29 protein-coding genes, 1 tRNA gene and 2 other RNA genes are annotated in these 23,087 nt (G+C 45.7%); 27 read left to right on the plus strand and 5 right to left on the minus strand.

All coding sequences use genetic code 11. The annotated features are described in order from the left end of the window. Window positions 1–139 precede the first annotated feature (139 nt). From JW968_06090 to gyrA, 4 genes are all read left to right on the plus strand, one after another. On the plus strand, window positions 140–817 hold the full coding sequence (locus JW968_06090; protein ID MBN1386513.1) for a hypothetical protein: 678 nt from the start codon (window positions 140–142) through the stop codon (window positions 815–817). Between the two features lie 24 nt (window positions 818–841). Further along, on the plus strand, window positions 842–1,909 hold the full coding sequence (locus tag JW968_06095) for an SMC-Scp complex subunit ScpB (GenBank protein ID MBN1386514.1): 1,068 nt from the start codon (window positions 842–844) through the stop codon (window positions 1,907–1,909). A 117-nt stretch (window positions 1,910–2,026) separates the two neighbouring features. Continuing rightward, window positions 2,027–2,749 carry a hypothetical protein gene (locus JW968_06100; protein MBN1386515.1) on the plus strand — a complete coding sequence of 241 codons (723 nt, stop codon included), beginning with the start codon at window positions 2,027–2,029 and terminating at the stop codon, window positions 2,747–2,749. A 137-nt stretch (window positions 2,750–2,886) separates the two neighbouring features. Beyond that, window positions 2,887–5,361, plus strand: coding sequence for a DNA gyrase subunit A (gyrA, locus tag JW968_06105; protein MBN1386516.1), 2,475 nt, complete (start codon window positions 2,887–2,889; stop codon window positions 5,359–5,361). Between the two features lie 173 nt (window positions 5,362–5,534). On the opposite strand, the gene JW968_06110 is transcribed toward gyrA, so the two are convergent. Next, entirely contained in the window at window positions 5,535–6,659 is a 1,125-nt protein-coding gene (locus JW968_06110; protein MBN1386517.1) for a hypothetical protein, read from the minus strand. A gap of 95 nt (window positions 6,660–6,754) precedes the next feature. Between JW968_06110 and JW968_06115 the strand changes: the two genes are divergently transcribed. The 20 genes from JW968_06115 to JW968_06210 all read left to right on the plus strand — a co-directional run bounded on the left by JW968_06115 (window position 6,755) and on the right by JW968_06210 (window position 19,162). Continuing rightward, a complete protein-coding gene (locus tag JW968_06115) occupies window positions 6,755–7,066 on the plus strand; it encodes a hypothetical protein (protein MBN1386518.1) in 312 nt (103 codons plus the stop codon). Between the two features lie 52 nt (window positions 7,067–7,118). Continuing rightward, window positions 7,119–7,467: RNase P RNA component (gene rnpB / locus JW968_06120), an RNA gene on the plus strand. 46 nt (window positions 7,468–7,513) lie between these two features. Next, a complete protein-coding gene (locus tag JW968_06125) occupies window positions 7,514–7,690 on the plus strand; it encodes a preprotein translocase subunit Sec61beta (protein ID MBN1386519.1) in 177 nt (58 codons plus the stop codon). Between the two features lie 17 nt (window positions 7,691–7,707). Then, window positions 7,708–8,049 (plus strand): nascent polypeptide-associated complex protein, encoded by a 342-nt coding sequence (locus JW968_06130; GenBank protein MBN1386520.1) that lies wholly within the window; start codon window positions 7,708–7,710, stop codon window positions 8,047–8,049. Between the two features lie 80 nt (window positions 8,050–8,129). Further along, window positions 8,130–8,639, plus strand: a complete 510-nt coding sequence (locus JW968_06135) for a hypothetical protein (protein ID MBN1386521.1) — start codon at window positions 8,130–8,132, stop codon at window positions 8,637–8,639. After that, on the plus strand, window positions 8,593–9,060 hold the full coding sequence (locus tag JW968_06140) for a hypothetical protein (protein MBN1386522.1): 468 nt from the start codon (window positions 8,593–8,595) through the stop codon (window positions 9,058–9,060). The genes JW968_06135 and JW968_06140 overlap by 47 nt, the downstream gene beginning before the upstream one ends. Further along, the gene (gene minD / locus JW968_06145) at window positions 9,057–9,836 is read left to right on the plus strand and encodes a cell division ATPase MinD (protein ID MBN1386523.1); all 780 of its coding nucleotides are present in this window, start codon (window positions 9,057–9,059) and stop codon (window positions 9,834–9,836) included. Before JW968_06140 ends, minD begins: the two co-directional genes overlap by 4 nt. 52 nt (window positions 9,837–9,888) lie before the next feature. Next, the gene (locus JW968_06150; GenBank protein ID MBN1386524.1) at window positions 9,889–10,458 is read left to right on the plus strand and encodes a hypothetical protein; all 570 of its coding nucleotides are present in this window, start codon (window positions 9,889–9,891) and stop codon (window positions 10,456–10,458) included. 466 nt (window positions 10,459–10,924) lie between these two features. Further along, on the plus strand, window positions 10,925–11,401 hold the full coding sequence (locus JW968_06155) for a 30S ribosomal protein S13 (GenBank protein MBN1386525.1): 477 nt from the start codon (window positions 10,925–10,927) through the stop codon (window positions 11,399–11,401). A gap of 4 nt (window positions 11,402–11,405) precedes the next feature. Next, on the plus strand, window positions 11,406–12,176 hold the full coding sequence (locus JW968_06160) for a 30S ribosomal protein S4 (protein ID MBN1386526.1): 771 nt from the start codon (window positions 11,406–11,408) through the stop codon (window positions 12,174–12,176). Next, window positions 12,176–12,646, plus strand: coding sequence for a 30S ribosomal protein S11 (locus tag JW968_06165; protein MBN1386527.1), 471 nt, complete (start codon window positions 12,176–12,178; stop codon window positions 12,644–12,646). The genes JW968_06160 and JW968_06165 overlap by 1 nt, the downstream gene beginning before the upstream one ends. 1 nt (window position 12,647) lies before the next feature. Next, entirely contained in the window at window positions 12,648–13,415 is a 768-nt protein-coding gene (locus tag JW968_06170; protein MBN1386528.1) for a DNA-directed RNA polymerase subunit D, read from the plus strand. 103 nt (window positions 13,416–13,518) lie between these two features. Next, window positions 13,519–13,632: transfer RNA gene (locus tag JW968_06175), tRNA-Leu, on the plus strand. Window positions 13,633–13,713: 81 nt separating this feature from the next. Continuing rightward, window positions 13,714–14,073, plus strand: coding sequence for a 50S ribosomal protein L18e (locus JW968_06180; GenBank protein ID MBN1386529.1), 360 nt, complete (start codon window positions 13,714–13,716; stop codon window positions 14,071–14,073). Then, window positions 14,070–14,486: a 50S ribosomal protein L13 gene (locus JW968_06185; GenBank protein ID MBN1386530.1), complete on the plus strand. Its 417-nt coding sequence runs from the start codon at window positions 14,070–14,072 to the stop codon at window positions 14,484–14,486. Before JW968_06180 ends, JW968_06185 begins: the two co-directional genes overlap by 4 nt. Next, a complete protein-coding gene (locus JW968_06190; GenBank protein MBN1386531.1) occupies window positions 14,483–14,881 on the plus strand; it encodes a 30S ribosomal protein S9 in 399 nt (132 codons plus the stop codon). Before JW968_06185 ends, JW968_06190 begins: the two co-directional genes overlap by 4 nt. 4 nt (window positions 14,882–14,885) lie before the next feature. Further along, on the plus strand, window positions 14,886–15,083 hold the full coding sequence (locus tag JW968_06195; protein ID MBN1386532.1) for a DNA-directed RNA polymerase subunit N: 198 nt from the start codon (window positions 14,886–14,888) through the stop codon (window positions 15,081–15,083). Between the two features lie 150 nt (window positions 15,084–15,233). Then, on the plus strand, window positions 15,234–15,602 hold the full coding sequence (locus JW968_06200) for a DUF3006 domain-containing protein (protein MBN1386533.1): 369 nt from the start codon (window positions 15,234–15,236) through the stop codon (window positions 15,600–15,602). A gap of 85 nt (window positions 15,603–15,687) precedes the next feature. Next, window positions 15,688–18,504, plus strand: a complete 2,817-nt coding sequence (leuS, locus tag JW968_06205) for a leucine--tRNA ligase (protein MBN1386534.1) — start codon at window positions 15,688–15,690, stop codon at window positions 18,502–18,504. A 469-nt stretch (window positions 18,505–18,973) separates the two neighbouring features. Beyond that, window positions 18,974–19,162, plus strand: a complete 189-nt coding sequence (locus tag JW968_06210; GenBank protein ID MBN1386535.1) for a hypothetical protein — start codon at window positions 18,974–18,976, stop codon at window positions 19,160–19,162. A 22-nt stretch (window positions 19,163–19,184) separates the two neighbouring features. Here JW968_06210 and ffs read toward each other — a convergent pair. Continuing rightward, window positions 19,185–19,458: signal recognition particle sRNA (ffs, locus tag JW968_06215), an RNA gene on the minus strand. Between the two features lie 69 nt (window positions 19,459–19,527). Between ffs and JW968_06220 the strand changes: the two genes are divergently transcribed. After that, window positions 19,528–20,325 carry a hypothetical protein gene (locus JW968_06220; GenBank protein MBN1386536.1) on the plus strand — a complete coding sequence of 266 codons (798 nt, stop codon included), beginning with the start codon at window positions 19,528–19,530 and terminating at the stop codon, window positions 20,323–20,325. A gap of 121 nt (window positions 20,326–20,446) precedes the next feature. Further along, window positions 20,447–20,950 (plus strand): hypothetical protein, encoded by a 504-nt coding sequence (locus JW968_06225; GenBank protein MBN1386537.1) that lies wholly within the window; start codon window positions 20,447–20,449, stop codon window positions 20,948–20,950. Here the strand turns inward: JW968_06225 and JW968_06230 are convergent. From JW968_06230 to JW968_06240, 3 genes are read right to left on the minus strand one after another with little or no spacing between them, the layout of a single operon-like run. Then, window positions 20,932–21,855: a hypothetical protein gene (locus tag JW968_06230; protein ID MBN1386538.1), complete on the minus strand. Its 924-nt coding sequence runs from the start codon at window positions 21,853–21,855 to the stop codon at window positions 20,932–20,934. The genes JW968_06225 and JW968_06230 overlap by 19 nt on opposite strands. A gap of 44 nt (window positions 21,856–21,899) precedes the next feature. Further along, a complete protein-coding gene (locus JW968_06235; protein ID MBN1386539.1) occupies window positions 21,900–22,106 on the minus strand; it encodes a DUF2283 domain-containing protein in 207 nt (68 codons plus the stop codon). After that, on the minus strand, window positions 22,103–22,315 hold the full coding sequence (locus tag JW968_06240; GenBank protein MBN1386540.1) for a DUF4258 domain-containing protein: 213 nt from the start codon (window positions 22,313–22,315) through the stop codon (window positions 22,103–22,105). The genes JW968_06235 and JW968_06240 overlap by 4 nt, the downstream gene beginning before the upstream one ends. A 266-nt stretch (window positions 22,316–22,581) precedes the next feature. On the opposite strand from JW968_06240, the gene JW968_06245 reads away from it, so the two are divergent. Next, on the plus strand, window positions 22,582–23,046 hold the full coding sequence (locus tag JW968_06245; protein MBN1386541.1) for a hypothetical protein: 465 nt from the start codon (window positions 22,582–22,584) through the stop codon (window positions 23,044–23,046). The last annotated feature ends 41 nt before the right edge of the window (window positions 23,047–23,087 follow it).

The raw sequence follows: 23,087 nt of genomic DNA on the forward strand, positions 1-23,087 counted from the left end.
CTATCTTTGGTAGTTCGTTGGGCTTTATGCCCAACTTGATCCAAGATGCGAGCTGGATTCACAGCTCCGAGATTCCGGACAGAGCCTTTTATCCCGAAACCTTTTTAAACTGATTCTCAAAGGTATTGGTGTGGTTTTTATGGGGATTTTCAGCAGGAAGAAGCAGGAAAGAGAACCAGGGAAAAGCGAAGATGAGGATGCTGATTCCGGAAAGAGGGAAGAGAAGAAGAAAGCTGTAGATATCAGTGAGAAGGTTGATGAAGGCTATCTCCATGTCAGGGTCATTGTTGAGATGGCAGGTGCCCCTAAGGACCATCTTGAACAGGTCATTGATGCGCTGTCGAAGAGGATCAAGGCTGATTTCGAGGTTGTCGATTTTTTTGTCGAGGATCTTGAGGAGAAAGGCAAGCTCTTCCACACATTCATGGAGATTGAGCTGCTTTTCAGGAACACTGATGAGCTGATAGGGTTCTGCTTTGATTATATGCCTTCTAATGTTGAAGTCCTTGCACCGGCAAAGTTTGTCCTGGATTCAGCAAGGTTCTCGAATTTGGTGAATGATCTTTTGGGCAAGCTCCACCACATGGATGATGTCCTTAAGGAGATACAGGCTGACAACAGGCTTCTCAGGATGAATTCGACCACTCTTTTCAAGAATATGGTTCTTGTTGCATTGGCTCCTGGTGAGAAGGATCTCGAGAAGCTGATAAAGCTCACCGGTTTCAAGAAGGAGTCTCTCGAGCCCTTGCTTGCCAAGATGGTCGAGGAGAAGCTTATCAGTAAAGATGATGCGGTTTATTCATTGGTCAAGAGATGAATTTGGCGGATATGCAGGTGTGTTATGGCTGAAGATCTGAAGAAAGAGGTTAAGGCACTGCTTTTCTCTTCTGGCAAGCCTCTGGATCCTGAGTATATAGGCCAGCTTGTCAAGGCATCCAAGGCTGATGTCGAGAAGGTCATAGAGGAGCTCACGCAGGATCTTGATTCTGTCAAGGATCCCATGATCATTGTCAAGGATGGGCTGGGCTATAAGATGACTGTGCGCGAGAGGTATCTTGATCTTGTCAGGCATATAGTTCCCGAGACTGAGCTGAGCAAGACTGTGATGGAGACTCTTGCGGTTGTTGTCTGGAAGCAGCCTGTGCTGCAGTCAGAGATAATCAGGATAAGGACCAACAAGGCATATGATCACATGGATCAGCTTGAAGCTTCTGGTTTCATCACAAAGACCAAGCACGGCAGGACTTATCTGATACGGGGCACCCAGAAGCTGTATGATTATTTTGATGTCCCGAATGCTGAGGCCATGAAGCATTTCTTCGAGGGGTTCAAGGATGTAGATCCTGAGAAGAGGAAGCTTAAGCAGCTCGGCAATCTTGCTGTCTATGAGGTGCCGAAGCAGGAGCATCCGAAGGCGCCGCTTGTGCCTGTTCCTGTCGACAAGGATCATATTGGTGTGTTGGAAGTGTATGAGGGGTCACAGGAGAAGGCTGAGCCTTCTGAAGCGGAGAAGGAAGTATCAGCAGAGGTTGGGGGAAGGTCAGGGCCTGCCGAGGAGGAGCTTGAGGCTCCTGTTGATGTTCAGGATTCTGAGCTGTTCGCCTCTGAGGAGATTGACAAGGAGGCAGAGAAGAGGGCTGCTGAGCTGTTAGGGGCCCGGCCTGAGAAGTATGCTGAGGAGGATGAGCCGGAGAGTACTGAGACCCACGATGAGGCTCCTGAGGGTTTTGAGCCTGCCGGATCTTCGGGGGAAGAAGGGCAGGAATCTGGGGATAAGGGTGTCGGGAAGGATAAGAAGGCGAAGAGGTCTAAGAAGGATGATGATCGCGAGCTCAATCCCAAGCTTGAGAGTATGATTGATGATGTTGCGCCGGAGGAGAAGGATGATGATGAGATTGACCTGTCCTAAATGCAATAACAGGATGCTTTATCAGCCGAGGGGACCTGTTGCCTATGGCAAGTCCAAGAAGTGTGTCTATTGCGGAAAAACATTTAAAGTTACAGGGAATATTGCAAGTGTCCAAAAATGAGGGATATTGACAGGTATCTGGAACAGCATCTGATGCATTACATACGGGAAGAGCTGAACTCCGGCTATTCTTTGGATTCTATCGAGAAGGTCCTGCTGGGCCACGGCCATCATCCCAATCTCATCCGCAAGGTCATTGCTGATCTTAGCCGTCATGGCTTCAGGCCTTTCCGGCAGCGTGAGTATGTGGAGGGTCTTGAGGCTGAGCTTTATTCCAAGATAATGCATGCCATCTATGATTACATCGTGTCCCAGAAGAGGAAAGGGTTTTCGGTCAGTGAGATAAAGAGGGTGTTGCTTGATTATGGCCATTCATCTGAGATGATTGAGGAGGCTGTCAATGTCGTTCTGAATGAGGAGCCTGAGCTCGAGAAATCTCCAAAAAAGAAGGGCAAGAAGGGATCTTATGCTCTGCTTGTCTCATCCCTGATAATTCTTTTTTTTATCCTTTTCACAGCAATCAGCGCAAATGTCAGCCTGATGACTGTTTTTCTGGCTTATGCCCCGATGGTCATCACACTTTTGTGTCTGGAATTTTTCAGCCCGAGGGTCTCTGCAAGAGGCCAGCTTCTGGTCATCCCTGTTGCTGTTGTGGTGATATTCTATGTCCTTGCTGTCCAGCTTCAGCTTGGTAATTTCCAGAGTATGGAGATGAGGAACATCCTGGCACTGGATTTCATTGTATCCCTCTTCATTTCTGTTCTGTATCTTTTTAAGTGAGCAGTCTCCTGTCGCCATTTTCTGAAGCTGGCTTAAAACTCAGAATTCAGCTTCCTCAGCCCGTATAAACACATTATAAAACCAAAAAGTTTTTAAATTAAGTCCTAATTTTATGGACATCGAAAAGGCGTTTTAAAATGGCTGAAACCCCAGAAAACAATGAGGAGAGCCCTTCTGGCAGGAAGGCACCAGAAGAGCAGTACGGTACGATTCTCCCGACCGTTATTGAGGATGAGATGAAGTCTTCTTATCTAGACTATGCCATGTCTGTCATTGTCAGCCGTGCCCTGCCTGATGTGCGTGATGGCCTGAAGCCAGTTCATAGGAGGATACTTTTTGCGATGAATGAGCTTGGCATGTTCCATAACAGGCCTTCCAAGAAATGCGCGAGGATTGTCGGAGAGGTTCTTGGTAAGTATCATCCTCACGGAGACTCTGCTGTCTATGACACTCTTGTCAGGATGGCCCAGGATTTCTCTTTGAGATACACCCTGATACAGGGTCAGGGCAATTTCGGTTCTGTTGATGGGGACAGGGCCGCTGCAATGAGGTACACTGAAGCGAGATTGACCAAGATTGCTGATGAGATGCTGACTGACATCGACAGGGAGACTGTCGATTTCCAGGATAATTTTGACGGCTCCCTTAAGGAGCCTGTTGTGCTTCCGTCTCGGATCCCTAATCTCCTGATCAATGGCACATCCGGCATTGCTGTGGGGATGGCCACGAATATCCCGCCCCATAATGTTTCTGAGATATGCAGGGCCGCGATAATGCTTATTGATAATAAAGAATCCGTGATCAATGACCTTATGGCAGTTGTCAGGGGCCCTGATTTCCCGACTGGCGGCATCATCCAGGGAAGCCAGGGGATCCAGTATGCTTACAAGACTGGCAGGGGAAAGATCAAGGTGAAGGCGAGGACAGGGATCGAGCAGAAGCTCGGCAGGAAGAGGATCATTGTCAGTGAGATCCCTTATATGGTCAACAAGGCCGCTCTTGTGGCAGAGATTGCGGATCTTGTCAGGGACAAGAAGATTATCGGGATATCTGACCTGAGGGATGAGTCTGACAAGAGGGGGATGAGGATTGTTGTCGAGCTCAAGAAGGATGCGAATGAGGAGGTTGTTCTGAATCAGCTCTTCAAGCATACCCGCATGCTGACAACTTTCGGCATCAATATGCTTGCTCTTGTCAATAATGAGCCCAAGGTGCTGAATCTCAAGGAGCTCCTAGAGAACTATATCCTGCACAGGAAGGAAGTCACTGTCAGGAGGACCAGGTTCGATCTCAGGAAGGCAGAGGAGAAGGCCCACATCTTGGAGGGTCTGATAATCGCTCTTGATGATATTGATGCTGTTATTGCTAAGATTAAGGGGTCGAAGGATGTTGAGTCTGCGGCGAATGTGCTCATGTCCGATTACACATTGACTGAGATTCAGGCAAAGGCTATTCTTGATATGAAGCTGCAGAGGCTTGCCTCTCTTGAGCAGGAGAAGATAAGGATTGAGCATAAGGGGTTGCTGGAGCTGATAGAGAGGCTGAAGTTCATCCTGGGTAATGAGACTGAGGTCTTTAAGATAATCAAGCAGGACCTCGAGGTCATAATCAGGGAGTACGGCGACGCAAGGAAGACCGAGATTGAGGCCGGCGAGGTGGAGGATTTTGAGGTCGAGGATCTGATCAAGGAAGAGGACATGGTTGTCACAATAACGAATTCAGGTTATGTCAAGAGGCTGCCCCTGAACACCTACAGGCAGCAGAACCGCGGCGGCAGGGGTATCATCGCTGCTGAGACAGGTGATGGGGATTTTATTGAGCATCTGTTTGTGGCATCCACCCATTCTTACATATTGTTCTTCACAAATAGGGGCATTGTGCATTGGATGAAGGTGTATAAGATTCCTGAGGCATCCAGGCAGGCCCGTGGCAAGGCTGTTGTCAATCTTCTGGAGATGCCTGCTGGTGAGCGTATCTCTGCATTTGTCCGGGTCACGCAGTTTGATGATAGGCATTATCTGCTCCTTTCCACAAAGAAGGGCATTGTGAAGAAGACGAATCTCATGGATTATTCAAGGCCGAGGCAGGGTGGCATAATCGGTATCACATTGGATCCTGATGACGAGCTCATCGAGGCAAAGCTGACAGACGGCAACAGCCAGGTAATCCTTGCCACTAAGGAGGGTATGGCTGTCCGTTTTGATGAGAAGGATGCGAGGCCTATCGGCAGGACATCGAGGGGCGTCAGGGGCATAACGCTGAAAGGTGATGACCTGGTCGTCGGCATGGTGATTGCTGATGAGAAAGAGACATTGCTGAGCGTCACTGAGAACGGTTATGGGAAGCGTACTGCGATATCAGATTATAGGCTGATAAATCGCGGAGGCTCTGGTGTTATCAATATACAGACCTCAGATAGGAATGGCAAGGTCTCTGACATCAAGAGCGTGACTGATGATGATGAGGTCATGCTCATATCGAAGAACGGTATAATCATCCGCACAGCCTGCAAAGGCATCTCTGTCATCGGCAGGAACACCCAGGGTGTCCGTCTGATGAACCTTGATGACGGAGACAGGCTGATGAAGGCTGCCAAGGTTGTCAGGGAATGATTTTGGAGTGGTTCTTCCTGCTTCTTTCCCTTCTAATTCTTGTTGCAGGAAATTTTCTTGGTTATTCTCATGTCGAATCAAATTCGCAGGGCGGATTTGTCAGGCCCCAGAAAATTTTATTGGTTGGATGATCAGGGCAGGGGATTAGGCGGACAACCTGCAAAAAATACGGATTATACTTTTTTCAGCACGACGATATTCTCTTCATCTTTCCCCATCATCACTCTGTGGGCCTCGGTTATCCTGAAGCCGCGTCTCTCTGCTGACTCATTGAGGTATTCTGTGCTTTTCACCATTACTGTGATGTTCCCATTCTTCTTGAGGATCAGCTTTGCCTGGTAGAATAGCTCGTCATATGATTTCTTTAGGGCAGCTTCATTGAATTTTGTGATTATCGGCAATCTTGATACGATGTGGTCCACTTCATTCTCCTTGAACTTAAGCTCTACCCATTCTGTGTCAACCCGGGTTATCTTCAGCTGCTTGTGTATACCTGCTATCTTCGCGTTCTTCTGGCTTGCCTTGACGTCTTTGAGCATCGGCGCGAAGCCGTAGATCTCTGATTTCTTGTCTGATGCCTTTGCATCTGTTTCCGCAAATATCTTCTGCGCATCTATGCCGTCGAATGCCTTGTTGTGCGCGAACCTGAACGCGCTCTTGTCAAAGTAATGCACTGGGAATCCTGTGTCATGGATGCATCCCTCTATCACTATCTCTCCTGAGTTGCAGAACGGATCGAGCAGCACTTCTCCCTTCTTGAAGCCTGACATCTTCACGATGCCGTATGCTATGGGTCCTTTGAGAGATACTGGGCTGTTGAATATCTTGTACTGCCTTTTCCCAAGTTCAAATCCTGCAGCGTCGATGCCGAGATAGAGCCTGTCCCCATTCACATAAGCGACAAAGAGCACGTCAGGATTCTCCAGGCTCACTCTTTTCGAGAGCCCGAATTTCTTGTCTATCTGTCTTGCCACTTCCTGCTCTGCATCTGAGCTTGAGAAATTATGTTCTCCTCTCCTTACACATCTCACTGCGATCTTGCCGTCTTTCTTGAGGAAATCTTCAAGTCTGAAATCGAGTTTGAGCTTCAGGTCATCTGGATTCCTGATTTTTGTCTTTTCCAGCAATATCAGTATCCTTTCAAAGCTCTGTCCTTCATAGCATATCTTCACTATGTCCTTTTTTTCAGCTTGGAATATTATTGCGCTCTCTTCTGTCTTTCCCCTGATCCCGAACTCTTTCAGTTCCCGGATTCCTACATTTTCAAGTCCATTTGGCACTATGGCTAGATATTCCATTTTTATTCTATCCTCTGATACTTTGAAAACCTTTTTAAATATGATGTTATTTATATACAATTATATCCGCAATTATATTCAAAGAGGTGAAATAAATGCCGAAACACTATATCATAAAGAGTCATAGGAGCCATAAGTGGCTGCTTAACCTTACATTGTTGTTCTTGATTGTCGGTGCGATTGTCATTGCAATGACCTATAATCAGGGCCTGTTGGATTTCATTTCAGATGATCCCCAGCTCTTGACAAATGCCCTGCTCTTCATACTGAATGTCAATATAATCATCCTTGCTCTTGTGCTCTCATTCTTCTTCATTGAGCTGAAGGATGCTTTCATCCAGGAAGAGGAAGAGGTTATCAGGGAAGAGAAGGAGCTCCTCAGGAAAATTGGCAAAAGCAAGAAGTGAAGCTCCTGAGGAAACTAAAGCTTTTTAAACTTCTATTTCTCTTTTTTATTTGCAGGGTTGGAACTTGACCTACGGGAAACTGAGGAAAGTCTGCCCACTATTCAAAGGCCACTCGTGAGAGCTCCAGAAATGGAGGGCTCCATCTCAGAAACGGCATGCCCTGGGCTAAGGATGAGGCTCGCGACACTTCCGGCGACGGAAGCAAGTTCCCAAGGAAATCTGCGATTTCCTGGGCGCAGAAATTGCTTGCAATTTCTTGCGAACCAGCTGACATTCCCCAAGGAGACATTGAAACGGATAGTCCTGGCCAGTGCAACTCCGTGTGGAGGCTAAGTTAAATGTCAAGGCAGACCATCCCTTTAAAAAGGGGGTCTGACAGAAGGCAGCTTATTCCAGCCCTGCATCTTATCCAAAATCTTTAAAAACCACCCCACTTCTCAGGATTCCATGTCACGGGATAACCGAGTTTCTATGCCCCAGAGCATGGGAGGGCTTGTAAGATACTTTGATGAGTATAAGTCAAAGATTGAGATAAAGCCCCAGCATGTGATTGTGCTTTGCGTAGTGGTGAGTTTGTTGATTATCCTGCTGCATGCTTTTGGCGGATCATGGTTTGCTGTTTAATTTCTAGGTGATTGATGATGCTTCCCGGAGTGAATCCTAGGCAGATGCAGAAGATGATGAAGAGGATGGGTATCCAGCAGCTGGAGCTCGACGCTGAAGAGGTCATCATCAGGCTCGCTGACAAGGACATAATAATCAGGAATCCTAATGTTTCTAAGGTCAACATGATGGGCCAGCAGACCTATCAGGTTGTTGGTGAAGAGCATATTGTGGAGCGTTCCACAGCGCCCGACATCTCTGATGAGGATATCAGGACTGTTATGCAGCAGGCCAATGTTGGCAAAGAGAAGGCCCTGGAAGCCATAAAGAACCACAAGGGTGACTTGGCAGAAGCGATTTTGGAGCTTCAGAGCGAATAAGAAGGGTTTTTCTTGCTTTTCTTGCATAAAAAAAGGGTTTTCACAATATTTTTAAATATGGAATCCTAATATATATAAATATGGAGTCTTACCAGGTTTTGAGAGACGAGGCTAAGAAGAGGCTTAGCACTGCGGATCATATGCTCACCCAGACCTATCCCATGGTCAATGATCCTAAGATTTTGATTGCTGTGCTTCAGAACCTGCATTCATCCCTTGATAAGGCCCTTTGTTCCATTCTGGAGCATGAGAGGCATTTCAAGCGTATCCCACCCTATCATAATAGCTTTACATCCCGGCTTAATTTGCTTAGGACCAAGTTTGCGGTGCAGTATGGTCTTGAGGATCTTGTCAAGCTTATGGACAATGTCGATTCAAAATTGGCCCAGCATAAGGATAGTCCGATCGAGTTTGCCAGGAAAGGCCAGTTCGTGATCTGCGACAAGAGGTATAATGTGCAGACCCTTTCAGTGCCCGAGCTGAAGCAGTCCATTAAGATTGCGAAATCAGTTATGAACAGGATTGAGGATTTGACTTCAAAAAATGAACGAATACTTGAACGACTCAAAGCAGGAAATAAACCGGGCTGATCATCTTATCTATGTTAGCTTGAAGTACACGAGGACTGTTGATGTCATCAAGAGCATCATCGAGCGTATCATAAACGCTTATGATTTCCTGATAGAGGGGATTCTTCAGCAGGCCCTTGATGAGGAGAGGATTTCTGAGAAGCCTGTTGCAGCGATCCAGAAGGCCGAGAAGGTCCGGGAGCTTTATTCTTCAGACGAGTCGATCATATCGAATATGGATTTCTACCTGAATCTCAGGAAGATAAACAGGGCCAAGTTCACGCGCTTCCAGGAGTTCAGGCGCCATGTGACCATGACTGCGATTTTCGATGACAATTCCAAGCAGGAGGTCAACATAGATATAATTATGGAATACTATGGGCGGACTAAGGAGTTCTTCTCGCATGTTTCATCTTTGCTCAAGGAGGGTGAGCCGGCTTGACCAAGTTCATAGTGGTTGCATCCGGCAAGGGCGGTGTCGGCAAGACATCAACAGCCATAAATCTGGGAACTGCATTGGCCTCTTTCGGCAAGAAAGTCCTTGTTGTCGATGCCAATCTATCTAATCCTCATCTCAGCATTCTGTTGGGCTCTCCGACTTTGCCCATCACTTTGCATGATGTCCTCCAGGGCAGGAAGCATATCACCGAGGCTGCTTATGTCCATCCTTCAGGCCTGAAGATAATCCCATCATGTATCTCACCGGAGAGGTTTGATCCTGCCAGGCTGCCTGAAGTGCTTGTCGACCTGCATGGCGCCACTGATCTCGTCATTGTCGACAGTTCTGCAGGCTTTTCCGCAGAGTCTGTCGCTGCCTTGCGTTCTGCTGATGAGGTGATAGTTGTCACGAGCCCGGATCTCCCTTCTGTGACTTCTGCTTTCAAGACAATAAGGCTGGCAGAGGAGGAAGGTGTCCAGGTGCTGGGTGTTGTTGTCAATAGGGTTACCGGCGATCATTTTGATATGGCTCTTGAGAATATCCACACCCTGCTTGAGAAGCCTATTCTTGCTGTGATCCCTGAGGATCCCAATATGAGAAAGTCAGTCTATCTCAAGCACCCTATTGTGTATACCCATCCTGATTCGCAGGCCTCAACCCATTTCAAGTATCTTGCTGCCAAGGTCCTGGGAGAGCGCTATGTTGAGACAATGGAGAAGCAGCAGAAGGACAATAAGTTCCATCAGATGCTGAAGAAGATTGGGCTCGAGCGGCCTTGAACCGCAAAACTTATATTGCGGCCTTTATTGATATCCCAAAAAGGGTGATAGTTTGTCTGAAAGGCTGAAGCAGAGATTGAGGTCAAGGGGCTGGTCAGAGGATGAGATTACTAAGATCCATAGCACACTCTATTCTGAGGCTAATCATATAAAGCATGAAAAGTTTCATCATCATTCCAGCAAGATGCTCTATTGGATAACCCTGCTTGTTCTGCTCATATGCAATTTTGCTGTCTCCCTGTTCATTGTCCCATTCCTGCTCGTGCTTAGCACTTTCTTCCTGTATGCAGTCCTTGCTGCTCTTGGTCTGGTCTTTGGTTTCCTTTTCAATCTTCTGATAACTGATATAGAGCACCTTGAGCGTCGTCATCATCTCTTTGCTGCCATCTTCATGCCTGTGGTGAGCATTGTGAATGTTTTTGTCATGATCCATATCTCGAATGTGATTGCGGGATTCTTCAAGGTCTTCATTGTTCATGATCCGTTCACTCTCAGCATTGTGTATGTTGCTGCTTTCCTTGCGCCTTATCTCACAGTCAATTATGAGATCCTGCTTGTTAGGAAGTTTGGCATAGGCACAGAGCAGGAGAAGGAGAAGATTCTTGAGCAGGGTTATCAGTAGGACAAGTTTTCTTTATAAATACCCACTATCTTTATAAATAAGAATCTTTCTCAAAGAATCTATGGCGGCTATGGTGTAGCCTGGCAGCACACCAGACTGTGGATCTGGGAGGTTGGGTTCAAATATTGGCGCCCGGATAATATCCATTCGAACGCCAGTGTGAAAGTCCCGATAGCCGCCCTTCCCTTTTTCTTTATAGCTGATAATTTTCTGTTAAGGATTAGGATATATCCAACATTCCTTAAATGCCGAAATATGTTCAGATATACTCAGATATACTCAAATATATCCAAAAGAGCATATATGAAAATAAATAAAAAGTAATCTTTTTAAACCACCACACTAAATCATCAAAATTGACAATAAGCCCGAGTTCAGATGGACTGAGCGATTCTAGGGCTCTAAAGCGATTTTAGAGTTCTATTTTGCTCATAAGGGCCATAAAAAACAGAGAATTGATTCAAAAATGGCAGAACAAGCGAATTACAAGCACCTTGTAAGGATTGCAAATACTGATTTGGATGGTTCTAAAGCTATTAGCATCGCGCTCACAAAGATCAAAGGGGTCGGCAAGATGTATGCCAACATGGTATGCATTGTTGCTAAGGTTCCGAAGACAGAGAAGGCCGGTGTCATTGCTGATGAGAAGGTGCGCCTCATGGAAGAGGTCATCCAGAATCCTGCCAAGTTCAAGGTCCCTTCGTGGATGATGAACAGGAGGAGAGATATCTATGATGGTGCAGACAAGCACCTGATAACTTCTGATCTCACATTCCAGAAAGATAATGATATCAAGACCCTGAAGAAGATAAGATGTTACAGGGGGGTTAGGCATATGGATAACCTGCCTGTCAGGGGTCAGAGGACAAAATCGAATTTCAGGCGTAACAAGGGGAAAGTGCAGGGCGTCAAGAAGAATAAAGATGCCAAGGCAGGGAAGTGATTGAATGGGTGACCCTAGAAAACACAGGAAGAAGTATGCTTCTCCGAGTCATCCTTGGCAGAAAGAGAGGATTGTCGAAGAGCAGGCGTTGTGCAAGGAGTATGGTATTGTAACTAAGAAAGAGATCTGGAAGGCCAACTCGATACTGAGGGATATTGCCCATCAGTCCAAGAAACTTATCGCTGCAAGGGGTGTTCAGGCTGATAGGGAGAAGGCACAGCTCATCAAGAGGGCCTCAAGACTTGGTTTTGTCTCAGAGAACGCTACCCTGGATGACCTGCTGGGTCTGACGCTTAAGAATATTCTTGACAGGCGATTGCAGACGATTGTCTTTAGGAAAGGCATCGCAAAATCTGCTAAGCAGGCGCGCCAGTTCATCACTCATAATCATATAAAAGTCGGTGATAATGTAGTTACATCGCCTGGCAGTATTGTCCCTAAAGGCTTCGAGCCACTTGTCAGGGTGAGAGAGAATTCTGTCCTTGCTGATGAGAACCACCCGGAGAGGGCTGTTGCCCCTTCTGCTGAGTCTGTCGCCGAGGATGCCAAGAAGAAGGATGCAGAGAAGGCACAATCAGGGAAGGCTGAGAAGAAAGTGGATGAAAAGCACAGGGATGGCAAGAAGCGGGATGAGAAGAAAGCGAGAGAGAAGAGAAGTAGTGAGAAGAGCGGCAGTGAGATGAAAGGCAGTGAGAAGAGCGGCAGTGAGACGAAATCTGAAGAAGGGAAGAAAGATGAGATTCATGATTCTGAGAAAAAGGCTGGTGATGAATGATGCCGGATGACAGGTCAAGACCTAGGGGACGGTTTGTCAAGAGGACAGGTCCTGATGAGAAGACCATAGAGAGGAAATTTGGTCCTGTGAGATGGGGCATCGCGCATATTTATTCATCTTATAATAATACCATAATCCACATTACTGATATAACAGGCACTGAGACCATTTCAAAAGCTTCTGGAGGGATGGTAGTGAAGTCTGACAGGATGGAATCTTCGCCTACAGCAGCGATGATTGCAGCGAAGAAAGCTGCTGAAGGTGCAAGGGAGAAAGGCATCACAGGCATCCATGTAAGGATCAAAGCACCTGGAGGGCATAATGGCCCTAACAATCCTGGTCCTGGTGCTCAGGCTGCTGTCAGGGCTCTTTCCAGGATGGGCCTGAGGATCGGTGTCATTGACGACGTCACTGCTGTGCCGCATGACGGCTGCAGGAAGAAAGGCGGTAAAAGAGGCAGAAGGGTTTAATATGGATATCAAGCTTATAGACAAGGAGAATGGGAGGATTACGTTTGCTGTTACAGGGACCTCGCCTGCTTTTGTCAACATGATGAGGCGTGCCATCATTGAGGAAGTCCCCACAATGGCCATGGAAGATATCGAGATAAGGCAGAACTCATCTGCGCTTTATGATGAGATGGTTGCCTTGAGATTGGGCCTCATCCCTATGAAGACTGATCTGGATACGTATAACGTCAGGGATCAGTGCACGTGCAGCAATGAAGGTTGTGCGAAGTGCCAGGTCAAGATCACGCTTAAGGCAGAGGGTCCGGGAACGGTGTATGCATCTGATTTGCAGTCAAAGGACCCGGCCATTGTTCCTGTTTTCCCGAAGACCCCGATATTGAAGCTGATCAAGGAGCAGTCCATCGAGCTCGAGGCAACTGCAGTTTTGGGGAGAGGGAAGGATCATGTCAAATGGGCGCCTGCTCTTGCCTACTATAGGAATTATCCTGTTGTCGACATAAAGGGCGCCGAGAAATGCGTCAAGGCGAAAGAGGTTTGTCCGGCTGATGTCTTTGATGTTAAGTCAGGCAAGCTTTCAGTGAAGAATCCTGAAGCCTGCATACTCTGCGGCGCTTGCGTTGATGAATGCGATGGCATAAAGCTGAACATGGATAATAAGGATTTCATTTTTACGATCGAGCCTTGGGGTCAGTTGCCTTGTGATGTGATTGTTCAGAAGGCATCTGAGATTGTCAACCAGCAGTTTGATGAGTTTGTCAAGCTCCTCTGATGCGGGAGGCGAAGCAGTTTTCGCTTTCGTGATTAAATGAGTCAGCGGGGCTGAAGCAAAGCGCGAGTCCCGCTTGAGCGCGGTGTCGGCTGACGCTTCAATTGCGGGGGTAGCAAAGTCTGGTCAAATGCGCAAGGTTGAGGGCCTTGTCCCTTAGTGGGTTCCTGGGTTCGAAGCACAATCCCTCCGGGGTTGTGGGAAAGTCCCAGCTCCCGCATGAACTCCCGCATCAATATACCTAAGGAGAATATGCATAAGGAGAGTCAAGGAAGATCAAGAAGGATATAAGGAAGAGAGCATGAGAAGGACAGGACCGATGAATCGGAATGCGAAGAGTCTGATTGATTCGCTTAGGAAGCTCTCTATCGAGCAGAAGGTCAATATCTGGAAGAGGATTGCTTCTGATCTTGAGAAGCCTTCACGCCAGAGGAGGATTGTGAATCTTTCTAAGATAGACCAGTATGCTAAGGAGAACGAGACTGTCATTGTCCCTGGCAAGGTCCTCGGTAATGGCGAGCTCTCTAAGAGTGTCACAGTTGCTGCCTTCTCTTTTTCAGAGCAGGCTAAGGACAAGATTTCGAAGAAGGGATCATTTTTATCTATCAATGAGCTGGCCCAGAAGAATCCGAAGGGCTCAAGAGTGAGGATTTTAGGATGATTGTCGACGCAACTGACCTGATTGTCGGAAGGATGGCGACTAGGATTGCCAAGATGGCTTTGTTAGGCGAGAAAGTGGATGTCGTCAACTGCGAGAAGGCCATAATCACTGGAAGCAGGAGGCAGATCCTTGCGAGGTATTTCCAGAAGAGGAATTTCGGCGAGCCTTTGAAGGGCCCTGTCCAGTTCAGGATGCCTGACAGGTTTGTCAGGAGGATAATCAGGGGAATGCTGCCTCACAAGAAGGAGAAAGGAAAGGTCGCTTTCAAGAGGATCATGTGCTATATTGGTGTTCCTGATGAGTTCAAGGACCAGAAGCTCGAGACTTTTGAGGACGCAAATGTCAGGAAGATCAAGAACACTAGATTTACTACCATACTGGATATATCAAGGGAGATAGGTGCTAAGATATGAAAGTCGTTCATGTTGCTGGTAAGAGGAAGAGGGCTATCGCTAGGGCCACTGCTCGTGAGGGCAATGGTGTCATCAGGATGAACAGGCAGCTGATTGATACCATCGAGCCTGAGATGTACAGGCTCAGGTTGAGGGAGCCTCTGCTCTTGGCAGGTGATCTGGCTGGGAAGGTTGATATCTCTGTCAATGTTATCGGCGGCGGAGCTTCAGGCCAGGTAGAGGCTGCTCGTCTTGCAATCGCAAGGGCTCTTGTGGAGTTCTCTGGCAAGGATGTTCTTAAGAATAAGTTCTTGGAGTATGACAGGAACCTGCTTGTCGCTGATGTGCGAAGGAAAGAGACCAGGAAGCCTAACGATTCCAAAGCAAGGGCCAAGCGCCAGAAGTCATACAGGTGATCTGATGATAATTCCGATAAGATGCTGGAGTTGCGGAAAGCCGGTCGCTCATCTCTGGGATGAGTATGAAGAAAGGGTCAAGAAAGGCGAGGAGATCAAGAAGGTCCTTGATGACCTTGGTCTCGAGAGATATTGCTGCAGGCAGACTTTCATGGGTCAGGTCAACCTGATTGACATGGCTGCCAACTTCAAGAAGTTCTGATTGAGGATTTTGTTTTTTTCGGATCTTCTTCGCTTTTTGTTTATCTTTATGGTATTTCTCTCGTCAGTACCGGATTTTTTGTAGTTTCTCTTTTATTTTTTCGTCTTTTTCCTGCAAACTTTCTTTAATAGCCTAATTATTGATTAGGTCATGTCCTTTTTGAAGTATCTGGCTGTTGTTGTATCAGGTTTTTCCTTAGCTGCGTGTCTTTGTCAGGAACCAAAGCAATACTTTGATCTCATGGAAATTTATGATGATAGACATCTTGAAAGCATCGGAAGAGGTTGCGGCTGCATTGATCGCATCGAAGGCACAATTGCCCATCTCATTACAGAAGATTATTATTCAGTCTTCTTTGACTTCAGGGTTGTCAGGCTTGACAGGTATTATAGGGAAGGTGACTGTCTTGATATGGTTTGTTCTCCTGAAGGCATCCGGCTTTTTTATGATGAGAAGAAAACCATGAGTCTGAAGAGTGATATTGAACACTTGATTGATAAGCTTAAGGCTAGAGAGTGATTAACTGATCTGCACTGGTGCTTTCAGCACAGATGGTTGTTTACCTAGATAACCTTTATAAATTATCTGTCGTTTCTTTTCTCTTATGGATTCCAGTTCAATCGAATCAAAATGGAAGAAGAGGTGGGATGAAGCCAAGCTGTTTGAGGCAGAGGCTCATCCTGGCCAGCCTAAGTTCTTCTTGACCTTTCCTTATCCTTACATGAATGGCTTCATGCATCTCGGTCATTTCTATACCCTGATGCGTGTTGAGGCCTTTGCTAGATTTAAGAGGATGAAAGGCTTCAATGTTCTTTTCCCTCAGGGCTGGCACTGCACTGGTTCTCCTATTGAGTCTGCTGCAAAGAGGGTCCAGGAGAATGAGCCTAAGCAGATAAAGATACTCAAAGACATGGGTTTCAATGATCAGGACATCAAGAAATTTGCTGATCCTGAGCACTGGGTCAATTTCTTCCCAAAGGAAGCGATGGAAGACTACAAGAGTGTAGGCATGTCTGTGGATTTCAGGAGGTCTTTCATAACCACTTCCTTGAATCCTCATTATGATAAGTTCATCAGGTGGCAGTTCAACAAGCTCAAGGAGAAGAACTACGTCGTGAAAGGGAAGCACCCTGTTGTGTGGTGCCCTAAGTGCAATGGGCCTGTCCCTGATCATTCCAGGATGGAAGGTGAAGGGGAGACTCCGCAGGAATATCTCTTGTTCAGGCATAAGCTTGACGACGGCAGATATCTCATCAGCGCAACTCTGAGGCCGGATACGGTTCTTGGTGTCACGAATCTCTATGTGAATCCTGATGCTGATTACATCGAGGCTGATGTCAATGGCGAGACCTGGATTTTAGGTGAGCCTGCAGCAGAGAGGCTCAAGGACCAGGAATACAAGGTCACTGTCAAAAAGAAGGTTAGGGGCCTGGAATTCATCGGCAAGAAGACAGAGGAATTCGGCAGCATCAAGGTTCCGATCCTTCCAGCAGCATTTCTCGATCCAAAGTTCGGCACTGGATTGGTCCACAGCGTGCCTTCTGACAGCGCCGACGATCTCATTGCATTGTGGGATCTGCAGAAAGATGATGCCACAATAAAGAGATACAATCTGAACCCAGAAGAAATCAGAGCCATCAGGCCCATCCCTATACTCAACACTCCAGGATTTGGTGACATTGCAGCAGAAGCAATGCTGAAGAAGTACAATATCACTTCCCAGAACCAGAGATCTGAGCTGGAAAAGATCAAGAAGGAGCTTTACAAGCTCTCTCACTTCACTGCAACTCTCAACAGCAGGTACAAGACTGGTTTCAGGAAGGATCTTGAGGGCTTGAAGGTCGAGGAAGCAAAGGAGATAATCACCGAGGAGCTCATCGAGAAGGGTTATGCCTCAAAGTATTATGAACTTACAGGGAAAGTAATCTGCAGATGCCTTACTCCTGCTATCGTCAAGATCGTCAGTGATCAATGGTTCCTTGATTATGCTGATCCGGGATGGAAGAAGCAAGTGCATGGTGCTTTCAGGGATATCAAGCTCTATCCTGATAAGTCTAGGCCTCAGTTTGAGTATGTTATTGATTGGCTTGCCCCTTGGGCCTGCACAAGGGAGTTCGGCTTGGGCACAAGGTTACCTTGGGATGACAAGTGGGTCATAGAATCTCTTTCAGACTCAACAATCTACATGGCATATTACACAATATCCCACATATTGAAGGACATCCCGATAGATAAGATCAATGACAAGGTCTTTGATTACATCTTCCTTGACAAGGGCCATAAGCCTGATGTCGATAATATAGAGATGATGAAGTCTGAATTCCAGTACTGGTATCCTCTTGATTTCAGGAACTCAGGCAAGGATCTGATTCAGAATCACCTGACCTTCTTTGTCTTCAACCACACTGCAATCTTCGATAAGAAATATTGGCCGGGCGGCATCGGAACTAATGGCTGGGTCACTGTTGATGGCCAGAAGATGTCCAAGTCTTTGGGCAATTTCATCCTCTTGAGGGATCTTCCTAAGAAGTTTGGTGTTGATGCATCAAGGATAACTGTCCTGAGCGGCGGCGAAGGCCTTGACGACGCGAATTTTGATTCTGAGATGGCATTTTCAGTCAAGTCTAAGCTTGAGAACCTGTTCAATTTCCTTGCAGAGAATTATGATAAAGGAAGAGATGAGACCTTGAGTGTTGATTTCTGGTTTGAGTCCACGATCAGCAGGATAATCAGGGACTCTGAGCTTTTGATGGATGAGACCTTGTTTCGCTCTGCTCTGCAGAAGATATTCTTTGAGATGCCTAATATCTTGAAGTGGTATCAGAGAAGGTCAAAAGAGCCGAACAGGCGCTTGATGAATAGGTATATTGAATCCCAGCTCATGATGCTTGCTCCTTTTGCCCCTTTCTTCTGCGAGGAAGTGTGGGAGAAGATTGGCAGGAAGCCTTTCATCTCAGTTGCTGAGTGGCCTAAGCCAGGTAGTGTTGATGATTCCTTGGATCACATGGAATCTATGATCGAGACCACTCTTGCTGACATCAGGCAGGTGCAGAAGCTTGCTAAGATTGACCAGCCAAAAAGGATTCAGCTTTTCATCTCTGCAGCTTGGAAGTATGATCTGTTCTTGTTAGTCAAGAAGAATCTCAGCGACACCAAGAATCCAAAGGATATCATTGGTGCTGTGATGCAGACTGAGCTTAAGAGGTACAGCAAGGATATCATGAAGATCATTCCAAAGCTCATCCAGAAAGCTCCGGAGCATGTCTTCAGCCAGGATGAAGAGTTGAAATATCTGCAGTCATCAGCTGATTTCTTCAAGGAAGAGTTTGGCGCCGAAGTGTCTATCATAAAAGCAGAAGATTCCAAAGAGAACAAAGCAGCTCAAGCCTCTCCTGGAAAACCTGCGATATTAATCGAATAATTTTATATTTTTCTGGACAAGGGTTTATTAACTATTAGTTTTTTAGATAGCTTATGGACTATTATTTTGATATATCAATATGGGTTGATTTGTTGGAGAAGCGAGACAAAAGAGGAGAATATTCTCTTAGATTATTGAAGAAGCTATTTTGCACTAGCCTTGAGTCTCGGTTGCAGTCTTTGGTCTGAGGACAAGAAATTGAAGCAGCAGGATTTCATCAATGTCTTATCAACAGAGGAATTGAAGGATATGTTGTAGTTCTCCGAATCCTTTGCCCACCATCCTCAATCGGCAAGAAAATTTCATGTGATGACTCCAAATTCGCCATGCGAATTTGTTCACTTTTTGGAATTTTTCTACATATCAACCTTAGGATGGATCCAGCTTAAGTATTAGTATTTTTTCATATATAATTATATTAAAACAATATTTATATATGTTTATCATTCTCCTTTCTGAAGGTGCTAAGATGTATTTTTATCCACTAGATTTGCCATCGTACGGATTTGATTTTGGTAATTTTGCGCCAGCTGTTGCTGTCAGGAATCCTGTGCCGCCATCTCCGCTTGAGCAAAGAATGGTTTTTCAGCTTGAGAACGAATTGGTGAATATTGCAGCCTACCATCAGCCATTGAAGAAGCTTCATGAGATTGCTTAGTTCTATAAATTTGGTTTTTAAGTAAAGGGCACGCCTGAGGATGGACTTAGCACAGACCTACTGGTTGACCCTGATATTTTCTCCTTTCCGCTACCCCGCAGACATCAGCCCTGAAGGTTAACGCTGCTGCATTCCTGCCCTGACGTGGTTCCCATCAGGACCGACCCTGCGGGACAGAAATTCATTGTCCGTACCAGGACCAATAAGCCTATCCTATGCCGCTCCTCAGGCTTCGACCCTGCCGTAAGTCCGGTTGCAGTTGCAGGGAGGGACTGGCTCCCCGGTCTAGCCCGTCTATTGGCAGATATGCACATTTTTAAAGGTATCTGTAAAGATTTATTAACTTCCCGGATAATATGCCTTTTATGTCAAGCATCATTTTTCTTGGAACCGGCACCGGTCCTGAGCTTGTCGGCAAGGGCAGTCTGACTTCTGCCGGCATTGTGATAAAGACCCAGAAGGCTCAGTTCCACATTGATCCGGGCATCGGCACCCTGCTTCAGGCCTCGAAGTACAATGTGAATGTTCGCGAGACAACAGGGATTCTTGTTTCTCATTGTCATCTGAATCATTCCAATGATCTCAATGCCTTGATATATGCAATGACACAGGATGGGTTGGATTCTACTGGCATTCTTGCTGCCCCTGTCTCTGTCCTGGGTTCTGAGGATAATTTGCCTGTGCTGCACCCCCACATGAAGAATCATATTGAGAAGATCTTCACCATGGAGCCTGGCAAGAGGATTGCCGTCGAGGATACTGAGATTGTTGCGTTGAAGGCAAGGCACTCGGATCCCTTTGCTGTCGGTTACCGTCTCATCACGCCTGATTTCAATGTTGTCTGCACAGGTGATACAGAATACTTTGGCGAGCTTGCAGAGCAGTATGCAGGCGCAGACATCATAATCGCTAACATGCCTTGCCAGAAATCATCGGAGAATAATCTCTGTCCTGATGATCTGATCAAGATCCTGGATAAGGTCAAGCCGAAGCTTCTGATTCTGACTCATTTCTCAAAGGAACTGTATCAGGCTGGCCCGATAAATTTTGCCAGGGAGATAAGGCAGGCAACAGGTGTCCAGACAATTGTTGCAAATGATGGCATATCGATTGTGCCAAGCACTTATTCTGATCTCAGCCAGAAGACACTCGGAAAATTCTGAATGCATATCCGGTTTTCTGTATTTCAGACAATCCATGTATGCAGATTGCAGACTTTTTATTTACCATATAGAAAAATAATTATCGCATAATTTTTTATATCTGACTTGAAATTTATTACATATGATATCAAGCAGATTATTGAAGAATTTAGGCATATCCTTGGCAGTTATTGGAGTTCCGGTTTTCTTGTCAGGTTTTATGGTAGAGGAAGGTGATATCCGGAGATATCTAATCTTTTATGCAGGCGGGATGATTTCACTTTGGGGCCTTATTATCTATTATTGGGCTCCAAGGTTAGATGAGGAGGATATATTGGGGTATTCTAAGGATGAAAAATCAGTCGGAAGACTGCTTGACAAAATCCATTATCAAAATTTAATCTTCAATCCTTCTGATAAGCCCATCAAGAAGAAGGACTTCATGCTTCATAGGGACAGGTACATGAAGAGATTATTCTTCAATGATGTGAAGAGAAGATATTTGTTTGTGATTGGTCTTGTTTGTTGTTTATCTGCATCGCTATTAGTCCGTATTGTGGGGCCTGTATATAATAGGGATCATCTGTTATCATTAGCTCTTTTTTTGCTTGGGATATTTTTGATACATCAAAGCATGAAAGAGTAGATCATCATGACTAGCCACATCACGCCATATCCTGCAAAGCAGCCCGCAGATAAGAAAGGCATTGCTGGATAGAACTTGTCTTTCTGGCTGAATATCAACAGGAGCAGCAGAGACAGCGCAGCAACAACAGAAATGATCAGAGCATACCATATCCCGAAAGATTTCATCACAACGCCTGTGAACAATAGGGGGAATGCGATGTCTCCTCCGCCGAGCACAGCTGTCCTGACACCTTCCATCTTCATCACACCTTCCTTGTGATGTTTCCTCGCATCTTTTGGTTTCTTCAGAGAATAGGGTATCGAAAGCCCCGCGAATACTTTTGACTTGACCTGGAATTTGGCAAGTGTCACCATATGTTTGCTTTTCCACACTGCATACATGTCATAGACGCTGATGCCGAGCAGGAGCATCACTGCTGCAAACATGTTCATCAATGGCACGAATATTGCCGCAAGCCCGCCATAGATGAACATCTCTGTAAGATTATGCACATAGATATTCGGGCGGTAGATTTTCCAGAGCGCAAGGCCTAATGCCAATATCACTGACCCGAGAAGCCCGTAGCTCACCTCGAATCTTCTTGCAAATGCATAGATTGATATCACCAGTGTTATCCAGACTGAGGCGAAGAACCACATTCTCCATATCCCGAACTTGCCGAATTTTATCAGCAACAGCACTAATCCGGTCCCGATGAGCACTGCAAAGAGTATGTACAGGAAGCTTGTGCTCTCTTCGACTTCCGGCCTTTCTACTCCGCCTGGCAGTGTGTACCATGTCAGGTTGCCGGTCTCTTCTGTTGTCTCGGCATCGATATACTGGCTCGTTATGAACAAACCCATGGCTTGCGACACAAGGAATATGCTCACCATTATCAGTGTTATTATCATGCTGTGCTTCATGGCACGAAAAGAATCCTTACTCTTTATTAAGTTGTTGGTGGATTTCAGGCTGGAAAGACCTTCTTTTTCCTAAGCTCTGTCAGAAGTTGCGGGTTTCTTTCTTTGATGAACAACAGTTCTATTCCCACTAATCTCCCCTCTTTGTTGAAATCCAATATAGTGTTCTTGTCAAGTTCCTCAGTAGATTGTATGGGGCTCTCTATGATGCTTATGTACATTGCATCTGCTTCTGTGTCATATCTGATTTTCATTTTATGAAATAGGTGGTTATAATCTTTATATATTTTTTCCTTGTATAGACCACTTTCAGGGTTTTTCCATTGAGTTGTTTTATTGCATAGAATTTGTGATCTTCTCTCGCCATTTCATTAGGGTATTTGATTGTCTCAATGATCCAGATTTTATGGATTCCTCTTTTGATGATCTGTCTGATAGCATGTTTTGTATATGCATATCTCATTATCTTTTCTTGATCATGCAGATTATTATGTATTTATCAGGAATTTTCGGATGTTTTTCAGATAGACTGGAGTGCTTTCTGATTCTTCTCCTTATTCTTCGCCATTTGGGTTATTTTCAGAAAAATTTCATGGATCAGGACCAATTTGCAGAGCAAATTGGATATATTCTGTTTTATCCATGAAATTTTCCATTAGAAATAAGCAGAAAGGCAGATCATCAGGCGAACCAGTAAAACTTAAAAACTATTAGGGCTTTCAATATCGAATGAAGCTTGCGCATAATGTTGAGGTGTCTGTTTTCATCAAGCCAGAGGATGATGGCCAGAAGACTGTTGATAAGCTGTGTTCCTTGTTCCCTTTTGATATCAAGGACGAAAAGCTAAAGAAGTCTGAGCTTTTCTACGATATCTCTTCTGTCAAGAGCTTTGGAGACAGGACAATCCAGATCCATAAGGTCGTCATCAGGAAATCAAGTCTCCTTAATCAGTTCCTCAAGCATCTGATGCACAGCCTTAGCCAGGAACAGAAAGAATTGATCGCTCGCCAGCTTGATTCAAGGGTTGATGATAACGGGAATTTTTTCATGAGATTGGATATTGAGAAGATTCTTCAGGACCAGTTCTGGATTTGTGATGAAGGCTCTTGTTTCCATATCCGCATCAATCTTGCCTCTTTCCCTAAGACAAAGGAGAGGGCTTTAGAGGTTGCCAGGCAGGTCCTTGCCTTGTAGCAAGAAAACCTTTTTAAATACAATATATTCTTTATAAATCC

Source organism: Candidatus Woesearchaeota archaeon (genome assembly GCA_016928155.1).
Classification (GTDB): domain Archaea; phylum Nanobdellota; class Nanobdellia; order Woesearchaeales; family JAFGLG01; genus JAFGLG01.